This is a genomic window from Streptomyces sp. f51, assembly GCF_037940415.1.
Taxonomy (GTDB): Bacteria; Actinomycetota; Actinomycetes; order Streptomycetales; family Streptomycetaceae; genus Streptomyces.
In genome coordinates this window covers 3,622,817-3,646,238 of the sequence record NZ_CP149798.1, presented here as the reverse complement: position 1 = coordinate 3,646,238, position 23,422 = coordinate 3,622,817, and the positions used below count along the sequence as shown (strand labels likewise).

At 71.6% G+C, this 23,422-nt stretch carries 21 protein-coding genes and 1 tRNA gene; 8 read left to right on the top strand and 14 right to left on the bottom strand.

Translation table 11 applies throughout. The features are described 5' to 3' along the window. The first annotated feature begins 23 nt into the window (after positions 1 to 23). Positions 24 to 1,757 (top strand): GAF domain-containing protein, encoded by a 1,734-nt coding sequence (locus WJM95_RS15960; protein ID WP_339130398.1) that lies wholly within the window; start codon positions 24 to 26, stop codon positions 1,755 to 1,757. A gap of 192 nt (positions 1,758 to 1,949) precedes the next feature. Further along, complete coding sequence (locus WJM95_RS15955; protein WP_339130397.1) at positions 1,950 to 2,993, top strand: peptidoglycan DD-metalloendopeptidase family protein; 1,044 nt, start codon at positions 1,950 to 1,952, stop codon at positions 2,991 to 2,993. 57 nt (positions 2,994 to 3,050) lie between these two features. Here the strand turns inward: WJM95_RS15955 and WJM95_RS15950 are convergent, their stop codons facing one another. The 6 genes from WJM95_RS15950 to WJM95_RS15925 all read right to left on the bottom strand — a co-directional run bounded on the left by WJM95_RS15950 (position 3,051) and on the right by WJM95_RS15925 (position 9,484). Further along, positions 3,051 to 3,938, bottom strand: a complete 888-nt coding sequence (locus WJM95_RS15950) for a Cof-type HAD-IIB family hydrolase (protein ID WP_339130396.1) — start codon at positions 3,936 to 3,938, stop codon at positions 3,051 to 3,053. A 95-nt stretch (positions 3,939 to 4,033) separates the two neighbouring features. After that, positions 4,034 to 4,936 carry an LLM class flavin-dependent oxidoreductase gene (locus WJM95_RS15945; RefSeq protein ID WP_339130395.1) on the bottom strand — a complete coding sequence of 301 codons (903 nt, stop codon included), beginning with the start codon at positions 4,934 to 4,936 and terminating at the stop codon, positions 4,034 to 4,036. Positions 4,937 to 5,198: 262 nt separating this feature from the next. After that, positions 5,199 to 5,747, bottom strand: coding sequence for an RNA 2'-phosphotransferase (locus tag WJM95_RS15940; RefSeq protein WP_339130394.1), 549 nt, complete (start codon positions 5,745 to 5,747; stop codon positions 5,199 to 5,201). A 176-nt stretch (positions 5,748 to 5,923) separates the two neighbouring features. Beyond that, the gene (locus WJM95_RS15935; protein ID WP_339130393.1) at positions 5,924 to 6,868 is read right to left on the bottom strand and encodes a MerR family transcriptional regulator; all 945 of its coding nucleotides are present in this window, start codon (positions 6,866 to 6,868) and stop codon (positions 5,924 to 5,926) included. A gap of 7 nt (positions 6,869 to 6,875) precedes the next feature. Further along, positions 6,876 to 8,645, bottom strand: coding sequence for an SDR family oxidoreductase (locus tag WJM95_RS15930; protein WP_339130392.1), 1,770 nt, complete (start codon positions 8,643 to 8,645; stop codon positions 6,876 to 6,878). Next, positions 8,642 to 9,484 (bottom strand): M24 family metallopeptidase, encoded by an 843-nt coding sequence (locus WJM95_RS15925; RefSeq protein WP_339130391.1) that lies wholly within the window; start codon positions 9,482 to 9,484, stop codon positions 8,642 to 8,644. Before WJM95_RS15925 ends, WJM95_RS15930 begins: the two co-directional genes overlap by 4 nt. Positions 9,485 to 9,757: 273 nt before the next feature. Here WJM95_RS15925 and WJM95_RS15920 point away from each other — a divergent pair, with 273 nt between their 5' ends. The 6 genes from WJM95_RS15920 (at position 9,758) to WJM95_RS15895 (ending at position 14,067) form a co-directional block, all read left to right on the top strand. Then, a complete protein-coding gene (locus WJM95_RS15920; RefSeq protein ID WP_339135594.1) occupies positions 9,758 to 10,720 on the top strand; it encodes an ABC transporter ATP-binding protein in 963 nt (320 codons plus the stop codon). Beyond that, entirely contained in the window at positions 10,710 to 11,615 is a 906-nt protein-coding gene (locus tag WJM95_RS15915; RefSeq protein ID WP_339130390.1) for an ABC transporter permease, read from the top strand. Before WJM95_RS15920 ends, WJM95_RS15915 begins: the two co-directional genes overlap by 11 nt. Continuing rightward, positions 11,612 to 12,523 (top strand): ABC transporter ATP-binding protein, encoded by a 912-nt coding sequence (locus WJM95_RS15910; protein WP_339130389.1) that lies wholly within the window; start codon positions 11,612 to 11,614, stop codon positions 12,521 to 12,523. Before WJM95_RS15915 ends, WJM95_RS15910 begins: the two co-directional genes overlap by 4 nt. 10 nt (positions 12,524 to 12,533) lie before the next feature. Beyond that, on the top strand, positions 12,534 to 13,253 hold the full coding sequence (locus WJM95_RS15905; protein ID WP_103553117.1) for an ABC transporter permease: 720 nt from the start codon (positions 12,534 to 12,536) through the stop codon (positions 13,251 to 13,253). Positions 13,254 to 13,382: 129 nt separating this feature from the next. Next, positions 13,383 to 13,718, top strand: a complete 336-nt coding sequence (locus WJM95_RS15900) for a hypothetical protein (RefSeq protein ID WP_339136056.1) — start codon at positions 13,383 to 13,385, stop codon at positions 13,716 to 13,718. Between the two features lie 262 nt (positions 13,719 to 13,980). Further along, positions 13,981 to 14,067, top strand: a tRNA-Ser gene (locus WJM95_RS15895). A 140-nt stretch (positions 14,068 to 14,207) separates the two neighbouring features. Here the strand turns inward: WJM95_RS15895 and WJM95_RS15890 are convergent. From WJM95_RS15890 to WJM95_RS15855, 8 genes are all read right to left on the bottom strand, one after another. Next, complete coding sequence (locus WJM95_RS15890; RefSeq protein WP_339130388.1) at positions 14,208 to 15,062, bottom strand: Cof-type HAD-IIB family hydrolase; 855 nt, start codon at positions 15,060 to 15,062, stop codon at positions 14,208 to 14,210. Then, positions 15,059 to 16,336 (bottom strand): serine--tRNA ligase, encoded by a 1,278-nt coding sequence (gene serS, locus WJM95_RS15885; protein WP_339130387.1) that lies wholly within the window; start codon positions 16,334 to 16,336, stop codon positions 15,059 to 15,061. The genes WJM95_RS15890 and serS overlap by 4 nt, the downstream gene beginning before the upstream one ends. A gap of 573 nt (positions 16,337 to 16,909) precedes the next feature. Then, positions 16,910 to 17,845 (bottom strand): prephenate dehydratase, encoded by a 936-nt coding sequence (gene pheA, locus WJM95_RS15880; protein WP_339130386.1) that lies wholly within the window; start codon positions 17,843 to 17,845, stop codon positions 16,910 to 16,912. A 116-nt stretch (positions 17,846 to 17,961) separates the two neighbouring features. After that, complete coding sequence (gene efeB, locus WJM95_RS15875) at positions 17,962 to 19,173, bottom strand: iron uptake transporter deferrochelatase/peroxidase subunit (RefSeq protein WP_339130385.1); 1,212 nt, start codon at positions 19,171 to 19,173, stop codon at positions 17,962 to 17,964. A gap of 131 nt (positions 19,174 to 19,304) precedes the next feature. Next, on the bottom strand, positions 19,305 to 21,341 hold the full coding sequence (locus tag WJM95_RS15870) for a copper resistance protein CopC (protein ID WP_339130384.1): 2,037 nt from the start codon (positions 21,339 to 21,341) through the stop codon (positions 19,305 to 19,307). 13 nt (positions 21,342 to 21,354) lie between these two features. Beyond that, on the bottom strand, positions 21,355 to 21,840 hold the full coding sequence (locus tag WJM95_RS15865; protein WP_339130383.1) for a copper chaperone PCu(A)C: 486 nt from the start codon (positions 21,838 to 21,840) through the stop codon (positions 21,355 to 21,357). Further along, entirely contained in the window at positions 21,837 to 22,490 is a 654-nt protein-coding gene (locus tag WJM95_RS15860) for an SCO family protein (protein WP_339130382.1), read from the bottom strand. Before WJM95_RS15860 ends, WJM95_RS15865 begins: the two co-directional genes overlap by 4 nt. Before the next feature lie 175 nt (positions 22,491 to 22,665). Beyond that, positions 22,666 to 23,400 carry a YcnI family protein gene (locus WJM95_RS15855; protein WP_339130381.1) on the bottom strand — a complete coding sequence of 245 codons (735 nt, stop codon included), beginning with the start codon at positions 23,398 to 23,400 and terminating at the stop codon, positions 22,666 to 22,668. Positions 23,401 to 23,422 lie beyond the last annotated feature (22 nt).

The window sequence follows — 23,422 nt, the reverse complement described above, 5'->3', positions numbered from 1 at the left end:
GCCGGACTCATTAGGCTCGAAGCATGTCAGCGGTGAGGGGCTCCCCCGTCCCGGGCGACGAAGGCACAGGTGGCGGTGCGGGCGCGGCGGCGCGGGCGGTCCGTGCTCCCGCGGGGCTGTCCGCCGCCTCCGCTGCACGGGTGCCGCAGCTGCTTGAGGCGGTGCGCACGGTCGGGTCGGGGCTTGAGCTGCGCTCCAAGCTCGACCGGATCTGCGAGACGGCGGCCGAACTCACCCAGGCGCGCTACGCGGCCATCGGAGTCGTGGACGAGAGCGGACAGGGTCTCGCGGAATTCGTCCAGTACGGCGTCGACGAGGAGACCGCCCGCGCCATCGGACGGCGGCCCGACGGCCGCAGAGGGCTGCTGGGCGCGCTCATCCGCGACCCCGACCCGGTGCGCCTGGCGGACCTGACCGACGATCCGCGCTCCTGCGGGTTCCCGGCCGGTCATCCGCCGATGCGCAGTTTCCTCGGGGTACCGATCCGGGTGCGGGGGGAGATCTTCGGAAACCTGTATCTCACGGAGAAGCGGGGCGGCGGCACCTTCGACGACGACGATCTCGACATGCTCCGGGTGTTCGCCACGGAGGCAGGGACCGCCATCGGCAACGCCCGTCTGTACGAGGCGGCGAAGCAGCGTGAGCGCTGGATCGACGGCTCGGTGGCCGTCACCACCGTGCTGCTGGCGGGCGGCGACGCCGAGGACGCGTTGCAGGTCGTGGCGGAACAGGCCCGCCGGCTCTCCGGTGCCGCGGCCGGGCTCGTGCTGCTGGCCACGGAGGAGGGCGGTCTGGAGGTCGTCGCGGTGGCCTCGGACCACCCGTCGAGGCTGCTCGGCGTGGTTGTCCCGCCGGAGAGCGAACTGGTCGCCGAACTCCGCGACGGAAACCCGGTGTTCGTGACGGACGCGTCCGCCGACCCACGTATGCGCACCGATCTCACCCACGCCTACGGGCCCGTCATGATGCTCCCCTTGCAGAGCGACGGCCGGGTGCTCGGAGCCCTGCTCACCCCGAGATCCCGCGACGGACGCCAGTTCACCGGGACCGAGCGGAGCGTCGCCACGCAGTTCGCCTCGCAGGCGGCCCTGGCGCTGATGATGGCCGAGACCCAGCGCGACCGGGAACGGCTCGCGGTGTACGAGGACCGCGACCGGATCGCCCGTGACCTGCACGACCTGGTCATCCAGCGGCTGTTCGCCACCGGAATGATGCTGGAGAGCGCACAGCGCCGGTCGAACGTGCCCGAGGTGTCGCGGGGGGTCGGCAAGGCCGTCGACGAACTCGACGTCACCATCCAGGAGATCCGCACCGCGATCTTCGCGCTTCGACAGGGTCCCGCCGAGACGCCGTCCGAGCTGAGCACCCGCGTCCTGCGCGAGATCAACATGGCCGCCGTGCCCCTCGGGTTCCACCCCGGGCACCGCTTCACAGGACCCGTCGACACGGCGGTCGGCGAACTCACCGGCAAGAACCTCATCGCCGCGCTGCGCGAGGCGCTCTCCAACGCCTTCCGGCACGCGGGGGCCTCCCGGATCGAGGTCTCCGTCGATGCCGACGTCCTCCTGCCGGACGGGCGGCCTGGTGTGCGCCTCGCCGTCGCGGACGACGGCGTGGGCATCCCCGACGGCGGCCGGCGCAGCGGTCTGAAGAACCTCGAGCGGCGTGCCGAGTCGCTGGGCGGCGCGAGTTGGTACGGGCCGGGGATCGGTCCTGACGGCGGCGGTACGACGGTGGTGTGGCAGGTACGGCGCTGAACCCCCTTGCGCGGGCGATCTGTTCGCGATCCCCACGGGCGACCTGTTCGTGGTCCGCGCCGGTGCCGGGCGTCCGGCGGCCCGTCGGCGGGGTCCCGTTCGGCCGGGAAGCTGGGCCATTCGTGACGTCCTGTCCCCCAGGTGCACCCCTTGAACGGGCCGGGTCCGGGAGCGCGGGCCACGATCGCTGTCATGCGCTCCTCTCGCCGCCATCCCCTCCTGATCCCGGCCCTGTTGTCCGTGCTCGTGGTGCTCGCGGCCCGGCCGGCCGCGGCCGACGGCGACGGTGCGGACCTCGACATCAGCACCCAGGTGGCGCGGCTGTACGAGGACGCCTCCGTGGCCTCGGGACAGTACGAGGCCGGGCGGCAGGACGCCGAGGCGCAGCGCGGCTGGGCGGAGCGGGCCGAGCGCCGGCTCGTGCGGGAGCGGCGGGAGATCTCCGTACTGCACGAGGACCTGGGGCGCATTGTGCGCGCCCAGTACCGGCAGGGCGGCGGGCTGCCGTACACGGCGCAGATCCTGTTCGCGAAGGATCCCGACGGGCTGATGCGCGGTCAGCACGCGGTGCGGCGGGCCGATCTGGCCGTCGCGGGCGCCGTCGCGAGGAGCCGGCGTGCCGAGGGACGGCTCGCCGTGGACGAGGCGAAGGCCCGTTCGGAGTGGCGGGCGCTGGAGCGACGGACCGACGATCTCGCCGCGATCAAGCGGACCATCGAGGCCAGACTCGACGAGGCGCGCTCGGCGTTGCAGAGCCGGGCGGACGCCTCCGTGGCGGCCGGTGCCTGCCGAGGGGCGGTCCGTCTCGACCAGCCGCCGCCGGCGTTCACCAGCGCGTGGGTCGCTCCCGTGGAGACGTACGAACTCTCCGCCGGCTTCGGCAGCGGGGGTGAGCACTGGGCGCACCGGCACACCGGGCAGGACTTCGCGGTGCCCATCGGCACTCCGGTGCGGGCGGCCGGAGCGGGCCGGGTGGTGAAGGTGTCCTGTGGCGGCGCCTTCGGCATCGAGGTCGTGATCGAGCACCCCGGCGGCTACTACACGCAGTACGCGCATCTCGCGGCCGTCGCCGTCGACCAGGGGCAGCGGGTCTCGACCGGGGAGTGGATCGGGCAGTCGGGCACCAGCGGCAACTCCACGGGCCCGCATCTGCACTTCGAGGTGCGGGTGACACCGGACATGGGATCGGCGATCGACCCGGTGCCGTGGCTGGCGGAGCACGGGGTCGTCGTCTAGCGCCACAGGCCCTCGGGCGGGTGTCGCCCGAGGGCCTGCGGCCGTGCTCCCGCCGCTCTACGAGCGGTCCGCCAGGATCTGTTCGATCACGACCGCCACACCGTCCTCGTTGTTCGCGACCGTGCGCCCGGAGGCGGCGGCGATCACGGCCGGGTGGGCGTTGCCCATCGCGTACGACCGGCCGGCCCAGGTGAGCATCTCGACGTCGTTCGGCATGTCACCGAAGGCGACGACCTCCTCCGGCGCGATACCGCGCTCGGCGCAGCACAGCGCGAGCGTGCTGGCCTTGGAGATGCCCGGGCCGCTGATCTCCAGCAGGGCGCTGGGGCTCGACCGGGTCACGTTGGCCCGGTCGCCGATGGCGGGGCGGGCGACGGCGAGGAACTCGTCCGGGTCCATGTCCGGGTGGAACGCGAGCACCTTCAGGACGGGCTGATCGGCGTCCAGCGCGTCCTCGGCGAGGAGCTTCTCGGCGGGAAGGACGATCTCCGGGGGCTCCATGTGCATCAGGGGGTAGCCCGGTTCGAGATGGAGGCCGAACGTCCGCTCGACGGCGCAGACCGTGCCGGGCGCCGCGGAACGCAGGATCCGGATGACGTCCAGGGCGGTGTCGGGGGTCAGTTCGCGGATCTTGACGAAGCGGTGGGCGCCGGGGCCGCCGTGCAGGTCGACCACGGCGGCGCCGTTGCCGCAGATGGCCAGGCCGTGCCCGTGGACGTGGTCGCTGACGACGTCCATCCAGCGGGCCGGGCGGCCGGTGACGAAGAAGACCTCGATGCCGGCCTGTTCGGCGGCGGCGAGGGCGGCGATCGTGCGGTCGGACACCGATTTGTCGTCGCGCAACAAGGTGCCGTCGAGGTCCGTGGCGATCAGCCGGGGCGGGACGGTGGAGGCCGGGGTCTCGGGCCGGCGAGTCGCTGAGGTCACGTGCTCATTCTCCCGCATATATGCGCACGGCCGTGCGGCGGTGCGCACACTTGAGTGGTAACCGCCGCATCCGGCCCCGTGCCGTCACGCGCCGCCGGGTCCCGGGGCACGGCTCAGCCCAGCTGGGCCACCGCTTCCATCGCGATCCGCTCGAAGACCTTGGCGTCGGCGGCGAACTCCGAGTCGGGGATCGGCCAGTGGATCACGATGTCGGTGAAGCCCAGTTCGGCGTGCCGGCCCGCGAAGTCGACGAACGCGTCGAGGGACTCCAGGGGGCGGCCCCGGTCCGGGGTGAAGCCGGTGAGCAGGATCTTGTCGAGCTCCGCCACGTCCCGGCCGATCTCGGCACACGTGTCGGCGAGCTTGGAGACCTGTCCGCGAATGGCCTGAACCGACTGCTCGGGGGTGCCCGTCTCGAACAGCTTCGGGTCGCCGGTCGTCACCCAGGCCTGCCCGTGCCGGGCGGCGAGCTTCAGCCCGCGCGGGCCGGTGGCGGCCACGGCGAAGGGCAGCCGGGGGCGCTGGACACAGCCCGGGATGTTGCGCGCCTCGTGCGCCGAGTAGAAGTTTCCGCCGTAGGAGACGGAGTCCTCGGTCAGAAGCCGGTCGAGCAGGGGGACGAACTCACCGAAGCGGTCCGCGCGCTCACGCGGGGTCCACGGGTCCTGGCCGAGCGCGGTGGCGTCGAAACCGGTGCCGCCCGCCCCGATGCCGAGGGTGATCCGGCCGTTCGAGATGTCGTCGAGGGAGATCAGGTCCTTGGCGAGGGTGACCGGGTGCCGGAAGTTGGGCGAGGTCACGAGCGTGCCGAGACGCAGCCGGTCGGTGATGGCGGCCGCCGCGGTCAGGGTCGGTACGGCCCCGAACCACGGGCCGTCGCGGAAGGTCCGCCAGGAGAGGTGGTCGTAGGTGAACGCGGTGTGGAAGCCGAGCTGCTCCGCGCGCTGCCATGCGGAACGCCCGCCCTCGTTCCAGCGGACGTACGGCAGGATCACGGTGCTCAGACGCAGACTCATGCGTCGAGCGTAGACGGAGCCGGGAGGTGAACGCCTCAGGACCAGGCTCCCGGCGCCTCGGCGCCAGGCTCCCGCGATCAGTGCGGCCAGGCTCCCGCGATCAGTGCGGACAGGTTCCCGGGACCAGCGTGGCCAGGCTCCCGCGACCGGTGCGGCCAGGCTCCCGGGATCGACCGGGCCCGGTGTCCCGGCTCGCTGAGCGCCCGGTGTCCCGGTTCGGCGAGGCCCGGTGTCCCCACTCACTGGGGCCCGGTGTCCCGGATCAGTGAGCCGCGGGAAACCGCAGGTAGCGCGGGGGTACGGCCTGGGTGAGCCAGACGCCGTTGGCGCTGACCCGGAAGACATGGCCGTCCCGGTGCATGGCGGCGGCGTCCACGGACAGGACGAGCGGGCGGCCTCGGCGGGCGCCGACGCGGGTGGCCGTCTCGCGGTCCGCCGAGAGGTGTACGTCGTGCCGGTTCATGGGCCGCAGGCCCTCGGCGCGGATCGCGTCCAGGCTGCGGGCCACGGTCCCGTGGTAGAGGTACGCCGGCGGGGTCGCCGGGGGCAGTCCGAGGTCGACCTCGACGGAGTGGCCCTGGCTGGCCCGGATCAAGGTTCCCTCGACGGCGAAGCGCCGCTTGTCGTTGCTGGCCACCACATGGTCGAGCTCTGCGCGGGTGAACCGGAAGCCGTGCGCGACGGCCGCGGAGATCAGCGTGTCGATCTCGACCCAGCCGCCCTCGCCGAGGGTGAGACCGATCCGCTCGGGCTGGTGCCGCAGATGCTTCGAGAGGTACTTCGACACCTTCACGGTGCGCTTTTCATCCATCGGTTCATCGGCTCGTCTTTCCGTCCGATCATCCGTCTGCTCATGTTCCTTCATCCTCCCAGCGTGCCTGGAGAGAGACGGATCACGCATTTGATTTTGGGTTGGAGGTTTGATCCACAACCAAGTGACGTTATCCACAGGTGAATTGACGAATCTGTGGACAACAAGCCTGCGGTTCAGGGGGTTTCGTCAACACCTGTGGCAAGAGGGCTGTTTGTCGTCAGGCGGTCCAACGTGCGTGTCTGTAGCTCCCGTTCGGTGGCCGCCGTCACGAACTCCGCCGCGTGCTCCACGCCAACCAGACGCTCCACGGCCTGCATTGTCCCGGCGGGCACCTCCACCGGACGTGCTCCTCCCGGCTCCATCGGCACCGGACCGGCCGTGAGCTGGCGGCTCAGATGACGGGTCGCGAAGTGCCGCATCGCACGGGCCAGTTCGGCGTCCACCGCCTGCTGGGCGAGCGGCCGCAGCCGCCGGACGAGCGAGGCCGCCTCGGCCGCCTGCGCGTCGCTCGGCGGACGCTCCCCCAGATAGCGCGCGAAGACATGCTCCGTGGTGAACTCCAGGAAACGGGACGCGATGTGCTCGACCTGCCCCCTCAACTCCCGCAGGTGGCGGGCGATCGCGGGCAGGGAGACACCGGCGTTGTGCAACTCGACCGCCACGGAAAGTTCTTGGGGGCTCGGGACGAGGAATGTGTCCTCGTCTCCCGGAACGGGCTCCAGCACACCCAGTTCCACGGCCTCCGCCACCGCCGCGTCGTCGGGACGGCCCCCGAACCGCTCCACCAGCTCGCTCCGGGAGATCCGGGCGGCCTCCTCGTCGGTCCACGGCCCGTCGACCTCCGCGACCAGGCCCAGTATTCCGCCGAGACCCCGGCCCGCGTCCCAGGCCTCAAGGAGTTCCTTGATCGAGGCCAGGGTGTAGCCGCGGTCCAGGAGGTCGGCGATCTGCCGCAGCCGCGCCAGATGGGCGTCCGCGTACACGTTGGCGCGCCCGCGGCGCTCGGGGCGGGGCAGCAGCCCGCGGTCCTGATAGGCGCGGATCGTCCGGACCGTGGCGCCGCTGCGGTGCGCCAGGTCCTCGATGCGGTACGCGGCGCCGCCCGCCTCGTCGCTCATCCCCGCCTCACAGACGTGGCTCCACACGGGCGATCGCGCGCAGCACCCCGGGCGCGAACCGGTGCAGGAGACGGGCTCCGCGCGCCTCCGGGGTCACCGGGACCACCGCCTCGTCGCGGACGACCGCGCGCAGGATCGCGTCGGCGACCTTCTCCGGCGGGTAGTTGCGCAGGCCGTAGAGCCGCGCCGACTTCTTCTGGCGCCGCTTCTCCTCGGCCGCGTCGACCCCGGCGAAACGCGCGGTCGCGGTGATGTTGGTGTTGACGAAGCCGGGGCAGACCGCCGAGACGCCGATGTCCTTCCCGGCCAGCTCCGCGCGCAGACACTCGCTCAGCATCAGCACGGCCGCCTTGGAGGTGCTGTAGGCGGGCAGTGCCTTTGAGGGCTGATACGCGGCCGCCGAGGCGATGTTGACGATGTGTCCGCCCTGACCTCGCTCGGCCATCTGCTTCCCGAAGAGCCGGCAGCCGTGGATCACGCCCCACAGATTGACGTCGAGGACCGTCCTCCAGTCGTCCGCCGTGGTGTCGAGGAAGGAGCCGGAGAGCCCGACGCCGGCGTTGTTCACCAGGACGTCCACGACGCCGTACTCGGCGGCGACCCTCTCGGCGAGCTTCTCCATGGCCTGCTCGTCGCCGACGTCGGCGATCTCGGCCCAGGCCGCAGGTGAGCCGATCAGCTGCGCCATCTCCGCCGTGCGGACGGCGGCCTCGGCGTCCCGGTCGACGGCCACCAGCCGCGCGCCGGCCTCGGCGAACGCGAAGGCGGTGGCCCGCCCGATGCCGCTGCCGGCGCCGGTGACGAGCACGAGCTGCCCCCCGAACCGGTCCGCGTACGTTCCGGAGGCGGCCGGCTCGGGCGCGGGCACACCGGCCCCGCGGCCCTCGTTGGCGGTCACGAACTCGGCTATCCAGGCGGCCAGTTGGTCGGGACGGGTCCGCGGGACCCAGTGTTTGGCGCTCAGCGTGCGGCGCACGGAGTCGGGGGCCCACTTCTCCAGCTCGTCGTACAGCCGCTCGGAGAGGAAGGCGTCGCCGAGGGGCGTGATGAGCTGCACGGGCGCGTGGGCGTACGCGTCCTCGCGGGGCCGGCCGAGGCGGGACCGTACGTTGTCGCGGTAGAGCCACGCCCCGTGCGCCGCGTCGGAGGGCAGCGACGCGGTCGGGTAGTCGCCCGCGGGCACCTTCTCCAGCCGCTGGAGGATCTTCGGCCACCGCCTGCCCAGGGGGCCGCGCCAGGCCAGCTCGGGTAGCACCGGCGTGTGCAGCATGTACACGTACCAGGACTTGGCGCCCTGCCCGAGGAGCTGGCCGATCCTGCGCGGGGTGGGCCGCCGCATCCGCCGCTTGATCCAGTGGCCGAAGTGGTCCAGGGACGGACCGGACATCGAGGTGAAGGACGCGATCCGGCCCTCCGTGCGGGCGATCGTGACGAACTCCCAGGACTGCACCGAACCCCAGTCGTGGCCCACGAGGTGCACCGGCTCACCGGGGCTGACCGCGTCGATCACCGCGAGGAAGTCGTCGGTCAGCTTCTCCAGCGTGAACCCGCCGCGCAGCGGCCGCGGCGCGCTCGACCGGCCGTGCCCCCGTACGTCGTACAGCACGACATGGAAGCGGTCGGCGAGCCGCGCGGCGACCTCGGACCACACCTCCTTGGAGTCCGGATAGCCGTGCACGAGCACCACGGTCGGCTGACTCGCGTCGCCCAGCTCGGCGACGCACAGCTCGATCTTGCCTGTCCGCACCCGGCGCTCGCGCGCTCCCACGAGACTCACTTGTCCTCCGCCCAGCGCCGCACGTGCGGCAGATCGTCGTCGAGCCAGAACGCGCTCTCTTCGGGGTCCCTGGAGTCCGTGACCACCAGGAGCTCCTCGAACTTCGCGCCCGTACCCCGGAAACCGAGGTGCGGTTCGACCGCCCACAGCCCCGGCCGGGGCGGGTGGTCGGAGAAGGTGTACGGCGACCACAGCGGGGACCAGCCCTCCCGGTGCCCGTGCAGCGCGTCGCTCGCCAGCCCCTTCAGGGACCGGACGCCGAACCCGAACAGACGCGGGGACCAGGGCCGCTCCCGCACCCGGTCCACCTTGTGCGCGATCACTCCGAACGGATACGCGCGGTGCCGGTTGGCGCAGCCCTGGCGGACCATCAGCCGGTCCACGTCCTCGTAGATCTCGCGCAGGGACCGGCGCTCGCGCACCTCGCGCAGGATCAGCTCGCGGTGCGCCTCCAGATCGGTGAGCAGCCTGTCCTGCACGGGGTTCGGCCCGAGCGAGCCCGAATAGCCGATGTCCGCCGTGAAACCCTGGTGCACCGGCGCCATGTCGAGGATGAACGGCATCCCCGGCTCCAGCCGGCGCTCGGTGGGGAAGAACTGCAACGGGATCCGGAAACCGGCGAAGGCCGTGCGGTCGCCGAACCAGGCGAACGGCAGATGGAACCAGTCCCGCACCCCGCGCTCACGCAGCCACACCCGCTGCATGCGCGCCGCCTCCCGCTCGGTGACACCGGGCTTCAGCTGCGCCGCGACCGCCTCCGCGCATGCGTACGCGAGCCGCTGTACCTCTCTGAACCCGCGCAGTTCCAACGGGAGTTCGCCTGTCATGGCCGTCGTCATGCCACCGCCCCACCTGTCCGCACCGACTGCGGTACGTGCCCGTAACGTGACACTGGCGAATGTGACAGTTGTTAGAGGCTGCGTCAATAGGCCCGTGACCGCCTGTGGACGACGAGCCGCCTGTGGACAACCGGCCGCGCGGAACCGCCCGGGCTCCCGGCACCCGTACCTGAGGGTGACCCCTACGGGCCCGTACGCCTGGAGGCTGACGCCGATCCACCTCCGTGGGCTGACGACCCCTGTGGCGCGCGCCACTACCGTCGAAGCGTGACTGTGATCGCGACCGAAAGCCTGAGCAAGCGGTACCCCCGGGTGACCGCGCTTGACCGGCTCTCCGTGGACGTCGGGCCCGGTGTGACCGGACTCGTCGGAGCCAATGGAGCCGGCAAGTCCACACTGATCAAGATCCTGCTGGGTCTGTCCCCCGCCACCGAGGGCCGCGCGCACGTGCTCGGCCTCGACGTCGCCACCGAGGGCGCCGCCATCCGCGAGCGGGTCGGGTACATGCCCGAGCACGACTGCCTGCCGCCCGACGTCTCGGCCACCGAGTTCGTCGTCCACATGGCGCGGATGTCCGGGCTGCCGCCGGCCGCCGCCCGCGAGCGCACCGCGGACACCCTGCGCCACGTCGGCCTCTACGAGGAGCGGTACCGCCCCATCGGCGGCTACTCGACGGGCATGAAGCAGCGCGTCAAACTCGCGCAGGCCCTCGTCCACGACCCGCAGCTGGTCTTCCTGGACGAACCGACCAACGGCCTCGACCCCGTCGGCCGCGACGACATGCTCGGACTGATCCGGCGCATCCACACGGACTTCGGCATCTCGGTCCTGGTCACCTCCCACCTCCTGGGCGAACTGGAGCGCACCTGCGACCACGTCGTGGTCGTCGACGGCGGCAAGCTGCTGCGCTCCAGCTCCACCACGGACTTCACCAAGACCACCACCACCCTCGCCATCGAGGTCACCGACAGCGACGAGCACCCGGACGGCACGGGCGCGATGCGCGAGGCGCTCCACGCGCGCGGGATCGAGACCCACGAGGGCGGCGGACTGCCGGGCGCGGGACACATCCTGCTGCTCACCACGGAGAGCGAGGACACCTACGACCTCGTCCGCGACGTGGTCGCCGACCTCGGCCTCGGGCTGGTCCGCATGGAACAGCGCAGACACCACATCGCCGAGGTCTTCACCGAGAGCGACGCCCAGCGGAAGGAGGCGGTCGGCCATGGCAGTTGAGCACCCCCTCACCCAGCCGGGTGAGCAGACCCGTATCCACAACATCGGCTACCGCAACTACGACGGCCCGCGCCTGGGCCGTGCCTACGCCCGCCGCTCCCTGTACTCGCAGTCCCTGCGGGGCGCCTACGGACTGGGCCGCTCGGTCAAGTCCAAGGTCCTGCCCATGCTGCTCTTCGTGGTGATGTGCGTCCCCGCGCTGATCATGGTGGCCGTCGCGGTCGCCACCAAGGCGAAGGACCTGCCCGTCGACTACACCCGCTACGCGGTGATCATGCAGGCGGTCATCGGCCTGTACGTCGCCTCCCAGGGCCCCCAGGCGGTCTCCCGGGACCTGCGCTTCAAGACCATCCCGCTGTACTTCTCGCGCCCCATCGAGACCGCCGACTACGTGCGCGCCAAGTACGCGGCCCTGGCCTCGGCGCTGTTCGTCCTGACGGCCGCCCCGCTGATCGTCCTCTACGTGGGCGCGCTGCTGGCCAAGCTCGACTTCGCGGACCAGTCCAAGGGCTTCGGACAGGGACTGGCCTCCGTGGCCCTGCTGTCGCTGCTCTTCGCCGGAATCGCCCTGGTCATCTCGGCGATCACCCCGCGCCGCGGCTTCGGCATCGCGGCCGTCATCGCCGCCCTGACCATCTCCTACGGAGCGGTCTCCACCGTCCAGGCCATCGCCTTCGAGCGCTCCAGCAGCGGAGCCGTCCCCTGGCTCGGCCTCTTCTCGCCGATCACCCTCATCGACGGAGTCCAGACGGCCTTCCTGGGCGCCTCCTCCGCCTTCCCCGGCCAGGTGGGCCCCTCGTCCGCGCAGGGTGTCGTCTACCTGGTCGTCGTCCTGGGTCTCATCGCGGGCTGCTACGGCCTCCTGATGCGCCGCTACCGAAAGGCCGGGCTGTGACCACGCTCACCATCGACCACGTCTCACGCTGGTTCGGCAACGTGGTGGCGGTCAACGACATCACGATGACGATCGGTCCCGGAGTCACCGGACTCCTCGGCCCGAACGGCGCCGGAAAGTCCACGCTCATCAACATGATGGGCGGCTTCCTCGCCCCCTCCACCGGCACCGTCACCCTCGACGGCAAGCCGACCTGGCGCAACGAGGACATCTACCGGCACATCGGCATCGTCCCCGAGCGCGAGGCGATGTACGACTTCCTCACCGGACGCGAATTCGTCCTCGCCAACGCCGAGTTGCACGGACTCGGCCCGAAGGCCGCGGACCGCGCGCTGGCCACCGTCGAGATGGAGTACGCGCAGGACCGCAAGATCTCCACGTACTCCAAGGGCATGCGCCAGCGCGTGAAGATGGCGTCCGCGCTGGTCCACGACCCCTCGCTGCTGCTGCTCGACGAGCCGTTCAACGGCATGGACCCGCGCCAGCGCATGCAGCTCATGGACCTGCTGCGCCGCATGGGCGACGAGGGCCGCACCGTGCTGTTCTCGTCCCACATCCTCGAAGAGGTGGAGCAGTTGGCCGCCCACATCGAGGTGATCGTCGCCGGACGGCACGCGGCGAGCGGCGACTTCCGGCGCATCCGCCGGCTGATGACCGACCGCCCGCACCGCTATCTGGTCCGCTCCAGCGACGACCGGGCACTGGCCGCCGCGCTCATCGCCGACCCGTCGACCTCCGGCATCGAGGTCGACCTCGCCGAGGGCGCGCTGCGCATCCAGGCCGTCGACTTCGGGCGGTTCACCGCCCTGCTGCCGAGGGTCGCCCGCGACCACGGCATCCGGCTGCTGACGGTGTCGCCGTCGGACGAGTCGCTCGAATCCGTCTTCTCGTATCTCGTCGCGGCGTAGGAGGCCCAAGATGTACGACCCCACAGTCGCCCGGCTCACCTACCGGGGCCTGCTCGGCCGCCGCCGGGCCCTCATCCTCGGCGTCCTGCCCGTCCTGCTCATCGTGATCTCCCTGGCCGTCCGGAGCTTCTCCGGAGCCGACGACCAGGTGGCCTCGGACCTGCTCGGCGGGTTCGCGCTCGCCACCATGGTGCCGATCATCGGCGTGATCGCCGGCACGGGCGCGATCGGGCCCGAGATCGACGACGGCTCGGTGGTGTATCTGCTGGCCAAGCCCCTGAAGCGGCCCACGATCATCTTCACCAAGCTGATCGTCGCGATCGCCGTCACCATGGCCTTCTCGGCGGTGCCGACCTTCGTCGCGGGCATGATCCTGAACGGCAACGGCCAGCAGATCGCCGTCGCCTACACCGTGGCCGCCCTGGTCGCCTCGATCGCCTACGCCGCGATGTTCCTGCTCCTCGGGACCGTGACCCGGCACGCCGTCGTCTTCGGGCTCGTCTACGCGCTCGTCTGGGAGGCCCTGTTCGGGTCCCTGGTGTCCGGCGCGCGCACGCTCAGCGTCCAGCAGTGGGCGCTCGCCGTGGGCCACAAGGTGACCGGCGGCGACATCGTCACCTCGGACGTGAGCCTGCCGACGGCGACGGTCCTGCTGGTCGTGGTCACCGTCCTCGCCACCTGGTACGCGGGGCAGCGGCTGCGGTCGCTGACGCTGGCCGGCGAGGAGTGAGCGGCTCCCCGCGCGCGTGCCGTCTGGTGGGCGGCACGCGCGCGGGGAGCCCCCTTTCTTCTTGACAGCGGCTTCATCCCGGCCCGGGCACACTGGGCGCACGGGGACGCACGGCCAGGAGGAACGGGGATGGCGAGCGAGGAACCACGGGACGGCGGCCGGGACCGGTCCGGGGACGGACCCGCCGGCGAGCGCGGCGAGCGGGCCGGGAACGGGACCGCGGGCGGGAGCGGAGAGCGGGCCGCGGACGAGTTCGGGGACACGGCGGGGGAGCCGTGGGACGACCTCGTGCTCGACCAGGACTTCATACGGTCCGCGGAGACGACCGAGCCGTCGGCCCGCGCGCGCATGCTCGCCGCCCGCTGGCGTGAGGGCGGCCCCGATCCACAGCCGTGGCGCTCCGACGAGCCGCCCGCCGGCTGGTTCTTCAGCAAGGGACGCCGGCGCAGGTGGCGCCGCAAGTGAGGCCGTGCGGGCCCGCTCTTTAATCAGTGGCGCCCAAGTCGGCGTACGGGCACAGTGGTTCTGTCCACGCCGCCGCGTCGAGCCGGCGCCGCATTCTGGGAGAGGAGCGCGACGATGTTCATCAGGAGCAGTTCGTCGAGCTCCCGACAGGGCAGCCCGCGGCGGGTTCCGGAGTAGTCACTACCTCCGTCGAACCCGCTCGCAGGGGGAGTTGCCCGGGGCGGCCGCTTCGAGCGCGCGTCACCGCGCGGGCCGCCCACCCGGAGGATTGGCCGAGTGGAAAGGCACCGGCTTGCTAAGCCGTGGTCGGGGGTGAAACCCCGCGCGCGTTCGATCCGCGCATCCTCCGCACAAGACATGAGAAGGCACGCCACGAGCACCGAACCGCGCGGGCGCGAATCCGACGAGCACGAACGGGTCCCGCGCGAATCCGGCGTGCGCGACCGTTCGCGCGTGGCCCGACAAGCGTGAACCGTTCCCGCACCCGCCCTACGAGCGCGTCAGCAACCGCTCCAGCACGACCGCGATCCCGTCCTCCTCGTTCGAGGACGTCACCTCGTCCGCGATCGCCTTGAGGTCGTCGTGGGCGTTGGCCATGGCCACCGAGCGGGCCGCCCAGGCGAACATCGGGAGGTCGTTCGGCATGTCGCCGAACGCGATGGTGTCGGCCGCCTTGACGCCCAGACGCCGGGCCGCCAGGGACAGCCCCGTCGCCTTGGAGAGACCGAGGGGGAGCAGTTCCACGATCCCCGCGCCCGCCATCGTCACCCCGACGAGCCCGCCGGCGACCTTCTCGGCCGTGGTCGCGAGCTCGTCGTCGGAGAGCGTCGGGTGCTGGATGTACACCTTGTTCAGCGGGGCGGCCCAGAGGTCCGCCGCGTCCCTGAGCGGGACGACCGGGAGCGAGCCCTCCAGCCGGCGGTAGCCGGGGCCCACCAGCACATCGCCGTCGAGCCCGTCACGGCTCGCGGCCAGCAGCAGCGGACCCACCTCGGCCTCGATCTTGGCGAGCGCCAGACCGGCCAGCTGCCGGTCCAGGGTCACCGACGTGAGCAGCCGGTGCTGCCCCGCGTCGTAGACCTGCGCGCCCTGACCGCAGACCGCGAGACCTTCGTAGCCGAGCTCGTCGAGGATGTGCCGGGTCCAGGGCACCGCGCGCCCGGTGACGACGATGTGGGCGGCGCCCGCCTCGGTCACCGCGGCGAGCGCCTCACGGGTGCGCGGCGAGACCGTCCCGTCGGAACGCAGCAGCGTTCCGTCGAGATCGGTCGCGACGAGCCTGTACGGGAACGCCCCCGGCCCCGCGGCCGGAGACGATCCCGTCGAACCGGTGGTGCTGGTCACTTGGAGATCGGCTCCAGAACCTCACGGCCGCCCAGGTAGGGCCGCAGCAGCTCGGGAACCCGGACCGAACCGTCGGCGAGCTGGTGGTTCTCCAGGATCGCGACGATGGTGCGCGGGACGGCGCACAGCGTGCCGTTCAGGGTGGCGAGCGGCTGGACCTTCTTGCCGTCGCGCATCCGCACGGACAGGCGGCGGGCCTGGAAGCCGTCGCAGTTGGAGGCCGAGGTCAGCTCGCGGTACTTGCCCTGGGTCGGGATCCACGCCTCGCAGTCGAACTTGCGGGAGGCCGAGGAGCCCAGGTCGCCGCTGGCCACGTCGATCACCTGGAAGGGCAGTTCGAGGCCGGTCAGCCACTGCTTCTCCCACTCCAGGAGCCGCCGGTGCTCGTTCTCGGCGTCCGCGGGGTCGACGTACGAGAACATCTCGACCTTGTCGAACTGGTGGACGCGGAAGATGCCGCGGGTGTCCTTGCCGTACGTGCCCGCCTCGCGGCGGAAGCACGGCGAGAAACCGGCGTAGCGCATCGGCAGCTTGTCGGCGTCGAGGATCTCGTCCATGTGGTACGCGGCGAGGGGGACCTCGGAGGTGCCGACCAGGTAGTAGTCGTCCTTCTCCAGGTGGTACACGTTCTCCGCGGCCTGGCCGAGGAAGCCGGTGCCCTCCATGGCGCGCGGGCGGACCAGGGCCGGGGTCAGCATCGGCGTGAAGCCGGCCTCCGTGGCCTGGGCGATCGCCGCGTTGACGAGGGCGAGCTCCAGGAGCGCGCCGACACCGGTCAGGTAGTAGAAGCGCGAGCCGGAGACCTTGGCGCCCCGCTCGACGTCGATGGCGCCGAGCGCCTCGCCGAGTTCCAGGTGGTCCTTGGGCTCGAAGCCCTCGGCGGCGAAGTCGCGGATGGTCCCGTGCGTCTCCAGGACGACGAAGTCCTCCTCGCCGCCGACCGGGACGTCCGGGTGCACCAGGTTGCCGAGCCGGAGGAGGAGCCGCTTGGTCTCCTCGTCCGCCTCGTTCTGTTCGGCCTCGGCGGCCTTGACGTCGGTCTTGAGCTGCTCGGCCTTCTTGAGCAGCTCGGCCCGCTCGTCGGGGGAGGCCTTGGGGATCAGCTTGCCGAGCGACTTCTGCTCGGAACGCAGCTCGTCGAAGCGGACGCCGGACGACCTGCGCCGCTCGTCGGCGGAGAGAAGGGAGTCGACGAGCGCGACATCCTCTCCACGGGCGCGCTGGGAGGCGCGAACACGGTCGGGGTCCTCACGGAGCAGGCGAAGGTCAATCACCCCTCAAGGCTACCGGTGCCCGCTTCCGCCCAACGACCCGATATTCCAGAGGGTGACCGCTGTCACGGTATGAGTGAAATGCCGGGTCGAATCCCTTGATCACCGAACGACGTCAAGGAAAAGGGGCCTACTCCCTAAAACGGGGCAGACGGCGCCTCACCCGTTGACCGGATTTCCTTGTGCGGGGCGGGACTTGCGGGCGGGGTTGTCCACAGGGCTCGACCCCTCGTGCTAGTTATCCACAGGCTGTGTGGAAGATCTGTGGATGTCGGAATTGATCATTCCGATCCTGCTTCGTCGGCCGAGGAATTCCCGGTCCAAACCCTCCGTACGTCCACTTTCGGGTGTAAACGATTCGCCCCATCGGGTTGATCAATGGAAAAGGGTAGACGAAGAGGGACGTGCAGGGGTGTGGACGGACATGGGTCGAGTAGCCGATTTGTCGATGATGTAGTGCTTCGTTGTCGACTTGTCCCCAGGTCGAGAAGCGCACCTGTGGATAACTTTGTGGATGACGGAAAAGGGGCAGGCGGGACCTGGGGGAAACGCTCGGACGGGTGTGGACCCGCCCGTTCAGAACCGGCCGTCGGCGCAGCGCGCGAGCCAGTCCGAGGCCGCGGAGAATGCGTGGTCGGACGTACCGGGCCGCAGCGGCGCCACGTCCTCCAGTTCGACACCGGCCCGCGGGTACGAACCGAGGAAGCGCACCTGGGGGCAGATTCGCTTGAGACCCATCAGCGCCTCGCCGACCCGGCGGTCGGTGATATGGCCCTCGGCGTCGACGGAGAAGCAGTAATTGCCGATGCCCTGGCCGGTCGGGCGGGATTCGATCCGCATCAGGTTGACACCGCGCACGGCGAATTCCTGGAGCAGTTCGAGCAGTGCTCCGGGGTGGTCGTCGCCGAGCCAGATGACGACGGACGTCTTGTCGGCGCCGGTCGGCGCGGCGGGCCGGGCCGGGCGGCCGACCAGCACGAAGCGCGTCTCGGCGTTCGCCGCGTCGTGGATCTCGGTCACCAGCGGTTCGAGGCCGTAGGTGGCGGCGGCGAACTCGCCGGCGAATGCCGCGTCGTAACGGCCCTCCTGGACCAGCCGGGCGCCGTCCGCGTTCGACGCCGCCGACTCCCAGAGGGCGTCCGGCAGATGCGCGGCCAGCCAGTTGCGCACCTGGGGCTGGGCGACCGGGTGCCCGGTGACCGTCTTGACGTCCGTCAGCGCGGTGCCGGGCCTGACCAGCAGGGCGAAGGCGATCGGCAGCACGACCTCGCGGTAGATCATCAGCGGGTCGCCCTTGGCCAGCTCGTCGAGGGTGGCGGTGACACCGCCCTCGACCGAGTTCTCGATCGGGACGAGCGCGCCGGCGGCCTGGCCGCCGCGGACCGCGTCGAGCGCGGCCGGGACGGACACCATGGGGACCAGCTCCCGCGTCGCGGCCTCGGGAAGCGTGCGAAGGGCGGCCTCGGTGAACGTACCCTCGGGGCCGAGATAGGTGTAGCGCGTCGCCGACATACCGTCACCCTAATGGGCCTCGCCCGACGCGTCCGACGCCCGCGGACCCCCGGCCGCGAGGCCGGTACGGGGCCCGGTACCGCGGTACGGGACGGGGTACGGATACCCCCGGTCCGTCACCCCTCCAGCAGCCGCTGCCCCACGTACTCCCCCTCCGCCGCGCCGCCCGGCACCGCGAACAGGCCGCTCGACTCGTGGCGGATGAACGTCGAGAGCGCGTCGCCGCGGTCCAGCTTGCGCTGCACGGGGACGAACCCGCGCACCGGGTCGGCCTGCCAGCACACGAAGAGCAGACCGGCGTCGGGCGTGCCGTCGGCTCCGATGCCGTCGTGGAAGGAGAAGGGGCGGCGCAGCATCGCCGCCCCGCCGTTCTGGTCGGGCCGGGTGATGCGGGCGTGTGCGTTGACGGGCACGACGGGGTTGCCGTCGGCGTCGGTCTTGTCCAGGTCCATGGCGGTGGTCTCGGTGCCACCGCTGAGCGGCGCCCCGGTGGACTTCCTGCGCCCGATGACGTCCTCCTGCGCCTTGCCCGACAGCTTCTCCCAGTCGTCGAGAAGCATCCGGATACGGCGGACGACCGCGTAGGAGCCGTTCGCCATCCACGCGGGGGTGCCGGAGGCCGGGACGAAGATCCGTCCGTCGAAGTCGGACTCGGACGGCTTCGGATTGCGGGTGCCGTCGATCTGACCCATCAGATTGCGGGCGGTCATCGGCTCGGCGGTGGCTCCCGGCGAGCGGTTGAAACCGTTCATCTGCCAGCGCACGCGCGCCGCCGCTCCGGCGTCCTTCTGGATCGCGCGCAGGGCGTGGAAGGCGACCAGGGCGTCGTTGGCCCCGATCTGCACCCACAGATCGCCGTCGCTGCGGCCCTTGTCGAGACGGTCGGAGGAGAAGTCGGGCAGCGGATCCAGGGCGACCGGGCGCTGCTTCTCCAGCCCCGTACGGGCGAAGAAGCTGTGTCCGAAGCCGAAGGTGACGGTGAGGGACGAGGGGCCGGCGTCCCGCGCGACCTCCGTGTCCCCGTGGGCCGCGGCCTCGCCCGCCATCAGCCGCCGGGCCGTCTCCGACCAGCGGCGCAGCAGTGCGGCGGCCTCCCGGCGGCCCGCGCCGGCCGTCAGGTCGAAGGCGACGAGATGGCCGCTCGCCTGAAGGGCGTCGGTGATCCCCGGCTGATGTTTCCCGTGAAACATTGCCATGTCCGCGCCGACGGAGGTCAGCGGAACGGCCTTCACGGGAGACGGCGCGGCCGCGTACCCCACGGCCGCCCCCGCCGCTCCGAGCGCGAGCCCGGTCGCCCCCGCCGTTCCCAGCAGGCGACGCCGGGACATGACCCCCTGTGGGGAGTCGCCGGACGACGCCGTAGCGGGGGACGCCTGGGCGGACGGGCCCTTGCGGGCCGGGGCCGAGGGTGTCCCGGGGCCGGTGGTCCCCGGGGTGGACTGGTCGGGCATGGTCTGGTTCAGCCGATCTGCGCGGTCTTGTTCACGGTGGCCTGGTCGATGTCGGAGGTGCGCACGGTCACCGCGATCTTCCAGTCGCCCGCCATGGGGATCTGCACTCCGCTCGCCGCCCAGTGTCCGGTGGCGATCCGGTCGGGGGTCACGGGCAGCGGGCCGACGTTCTTCGCGGTGAGGGTGAAGGCGACCTTCACCTCGGGCACGTCGAAGGCCTTGCCGTTGGGCCGGAGCACGAAGACGTGCATCTGGTTGCCGCCGACGCGGGCCGGGTCCAGGGTGACCTCGACCGTCCCCTTGCCGTCCTGGCCGCCCGTGTCGAAGGGGATCTTCAGGGACAGCGGCCCGGAGCGCCGCGAGGCGGACGCGGTGGCCTGACGGGCCTCCTCCGCGGTACGTCCCGGCTCGGTGGCCGTGAGCACGGTCGTGACCGCGAGCAGGACGACCGCGACCCCGGCCTCGGCGAGCACCGAGCGCCGCAGGCCCGAGCGCTGCGGGTCGGCGTCCCTGACCCGCTTGTCGCGGGTGGAGTCCACGGCGGCCTGCTGCCGGGCGAGCTGGGCGGCACGCCGCGAGTCGGCGGGGACGGTGGCGGGCGTCCTCGCCCCGGCGTGCTCCACGACGACGGCGGGCGTCCGCGCCCCGGAGCGCTGCTCCACGACGGCGGCGGCCTCGGGGACGGCCGGTCCGGCCAGCTGGGCCGTCCAGCGCCGCGAGATCCACGCGATGCCCACGAGGACGGCCACCAGACCGACCTTGACGAGCAGCAGCTGCCCGTACGAGGTGCCGGTGAGCGCCGACCAGGAGCCGAGCTGACGCCACGACTGGTAGATCCCGGTCGCGACCAGCACCAGGACGGAGCCGAACGCGAGGCGGGAGAAGCGGCGTACGGCCGCCGCCTCGATCGGGGCCTCGGCGGGAGCCCGGAACAGGGCCACCAGCAGTGCCGACAGACCGCCGAGCCAGCCGGCCACGGCCAGCAGGTGCAGGACGTCGAGGGGCATCGCGACGCCCGGCTGGAGTCCGGTCGAGGCGTGCTCGGCCATGGCCCAGGTGGCGGCGAGACCGGCCGCGACGACCGTGCCGCCGACGGCGAGCCCGAAGGTGAGGTCGCTCTTCTCGGCGGCCAGGTCCTCGGATCCGGCGTCCGTCCCCCCGGTGCTCGTACCCGCGTCCCCGCCGTCCTCGGAGGCGGCGTCCGCCGTCCCGGCCGGTCCGCCGTCCGGGGTGTCCGTGCCGGCCGCCCGGTCGTCCTCGTCGCGCTTCGCGTACGCGCCGAAGAGCACCGCGATGAACAGCGCCGCCGCGGCGAGCAGCAGCAGCCTCGACACCAGCGCCGCGCCCGACTTGGTCTGGAGCACCTCACCGAGCAGGGTCAGGTCGAAGATGTCGCCGACCTTGCCCGACCCCACGTACGAACCGCGCAGGAGCAGCAGGGCGAGGGTGGAGGCGGTCAGGGTGAGCCAGCCGCCGACCACGAGCCGCTGCACGGGCCGGATGCCCGAGCCCCGCTGCCAGCAGGCCAGGACGAAGGCGGCGCCGCCGACGAGCACGATGAATCCGGCGTACGAGAAGTAGCGCGCGGTTCCGTAGAGGAAGCCCACCACACCGCCGCCCACGGCCTGGCCGGTCAGCGCGACGGAGGTCTGCGAGGGGGCGCCGACGGAGAAGGTGAAGGCGCCGGAGACGGGGTGACTGTCCGCCGACACCACCTGGTAGGTGACGGTGTACGTGCCGTCGGGCAGGCCCGGGCGCAGTTTCAGGCCGTAGGTGTCGCCGCCGAGGTCGCTCGCGCCGCCGGCGTCGACCCGGTCGCCCTTGGGGTCGAGCACCTGGAGCGACTCGCCGTTCAGGGAGACCTGCTCGGAGAAGGTGAGCGAGACCTGGGCGGGTGCCGTGTCGACCACCGATCCCTGCGTCGGGTTGCTCCCGGTCAGGGCGGCGTGCGCGGAGGCGGGCGCGGCGCCCGCCAGGAGCGCGCCGCAGACGGCGAGGAACAGCAGCAGGAGGGTCCTGAGGCGGGGGGCGATGGTCGGTTTCACGGTGATGCCTCCCTCAGTGCCCGGTCTTCGGGCTGTAGGTCGCGGGCTTCACCGGCATGGAGATCCTGACGGTGCCGGACTTGGCGAAATGCAGTTCCACGGACACCTTCTCGCCCGGTCCGGGCTTGTGGGTGAGCTTTGCGAACATGAGGTGGTTGCCGCCGCTGGCGAAGTCCAGGGTGCCCTCGGCGGGCACGGCGAACGACGTCCTCTCCTCCATCGCGCCGCCCACGGTCGCGTGCATCGTCACGTCGTCCGAGAGGTCGCTGGTGACGGAGGTGAGGGTGTCGGCGCCGCCGGAGTTGGTGACGGTGAAGAAGCCCGCCGCCATCGTGCCCATGCTCGGGGCGGGCATGTAGGCGCCGGTGACCTTGAGTCCGGGCGCCGAGGGGGACGACGAGGAGCCGTCCGCGCCGCAGCCCGCGAGGGTGCCGGCGGCGGCCAGGACGAGGGAGCAGACGGCGAGCGGTCCCGCGCGGCGGCCCGTACGGCGGCTCACGGGGTCCTCCCCTCGACGATCTTGGGCAGGTCCTTGGTGTAGTCGTCGACGGTGGCGCTCTCGCCGTACAGCACATAGCCCGCGTCGGTCTTCGGCGAGAAGGCGATGACCTGGGTGCCGTGCACGGAGACGGTCTTGCCGTTCTTGTCCTTGGTCGTCGGCTCGATGGTGATGCCCAGGCTGCGGGCACCGGCCTGGATCGTGGCGAAGTCGCCGGTCAGGCCGATGAAGTCGGGGTCGATGCCCTTGAGCCAGGTGCCGAGCGCGGCCGGGGTGTCGCGGGCCGGGTCGGTGGTCACGAACACGACGCGCAGCTTGTCCTGTTCGGCCTTCGGCAGCTGCTTCTTGGCGACGGCGAGGTTGTTCATCGTCAGGGGGCAGACGTCGGGGCAGTGCGTGTAGCCGAAGTAGATGAGCGTCGGCCTGCCCTTGGTCCGCGCGAGCAGGTCGTACTTCGCGCCGGTCGTGTCGGTGAGCACGAGGTCCGGCTTCTCGAACGGGTTGTCGAGGACCGTGGCGGCCTTGGCCGAGCCGGCCTCGGCGGAGACCACGGCGGCCGGCTTGGCGCCGTCGTCACCACTGCCACAGGCGGACAGGGTCAGTGCGGTGGCGGCGAACAGGGCGGCCGTCGCGTACGTCTTCTTGCGCATAGAAAAATGTCCCAGATGTGAGCGCTCCGGTGGGCACCGGGGGTCGGACGGGGCCGAAGGGCCAGGTCGGACCGGGCGGAAGCCGGGCCCGGCCGGTCCGGAGAGCCGCGTCGGCGACCCTCCGGTGTCCACCGGGAGCGTGTGTGTCTCAGTACCTCAGGCGGATGCCGGCACCTCAGGCGTTGGTACGCCGCCGGCCGGCCAGAACGCCGTACGCCACGCCCGCCAGGCCGACGGCGATGCCCACGGCGCCGAGCACGCGCGCGGTGGTGTCGCTGGTGTCGCCGGTGGAGGCGGCCTCGCCGGTGTGAGCGGCGGTCTCCTCCGTGTGGGAGGCGTCCTCCGCGGCGCCGGACCCGTGGTGGCCCCCCTCGGTCGCGGCCGTCAGCGCGAGCGTCGGGGCCGGGTGCTCGGGCTCCTCGGCGCCCTCCTTCTGCGGCTCGATCCAGCGCACGATCTCCTTGTCGGAGTACGTCTGGACGGCCTTGAAGACGAGCGTGTCGGTGTCCTCGGGCAGCGCTCCGATCGAGAGCGGGAACTTCTGGAAGAAGCCGGGCTCGATGCCCTTGCCGTCGGCGGTCCAGGTGACCTTGGTGACGGCCTCGCCGATCTTCTGGCCGTGCGAGGTGACCGGCTTGTCGAGCTTGGACTTGGTGACCTTCACGGTCCAGCCGTCGAGCGGCTGCGGCATGACGGAGGCCAGCGGGTGGTCGGCGGGGAGGTTCACCTCGACCTGGGTGGTCGAGGCGTTGTCGCGCTCGTTGGGCACCTTGAAGTCGACGACCGTGTAGCCGCCCTTGGCGGCCGTGCCCTCGGGCTGCACGCTGACGTGCGCGAACGCGGGGGCGGACAGGGCGAGGACGGCCGTGGCGGCGACGGTGCCGGCGGCGGCGAGACGAGAAGCCTTCATGGAAGGAAACACTCCACATTCA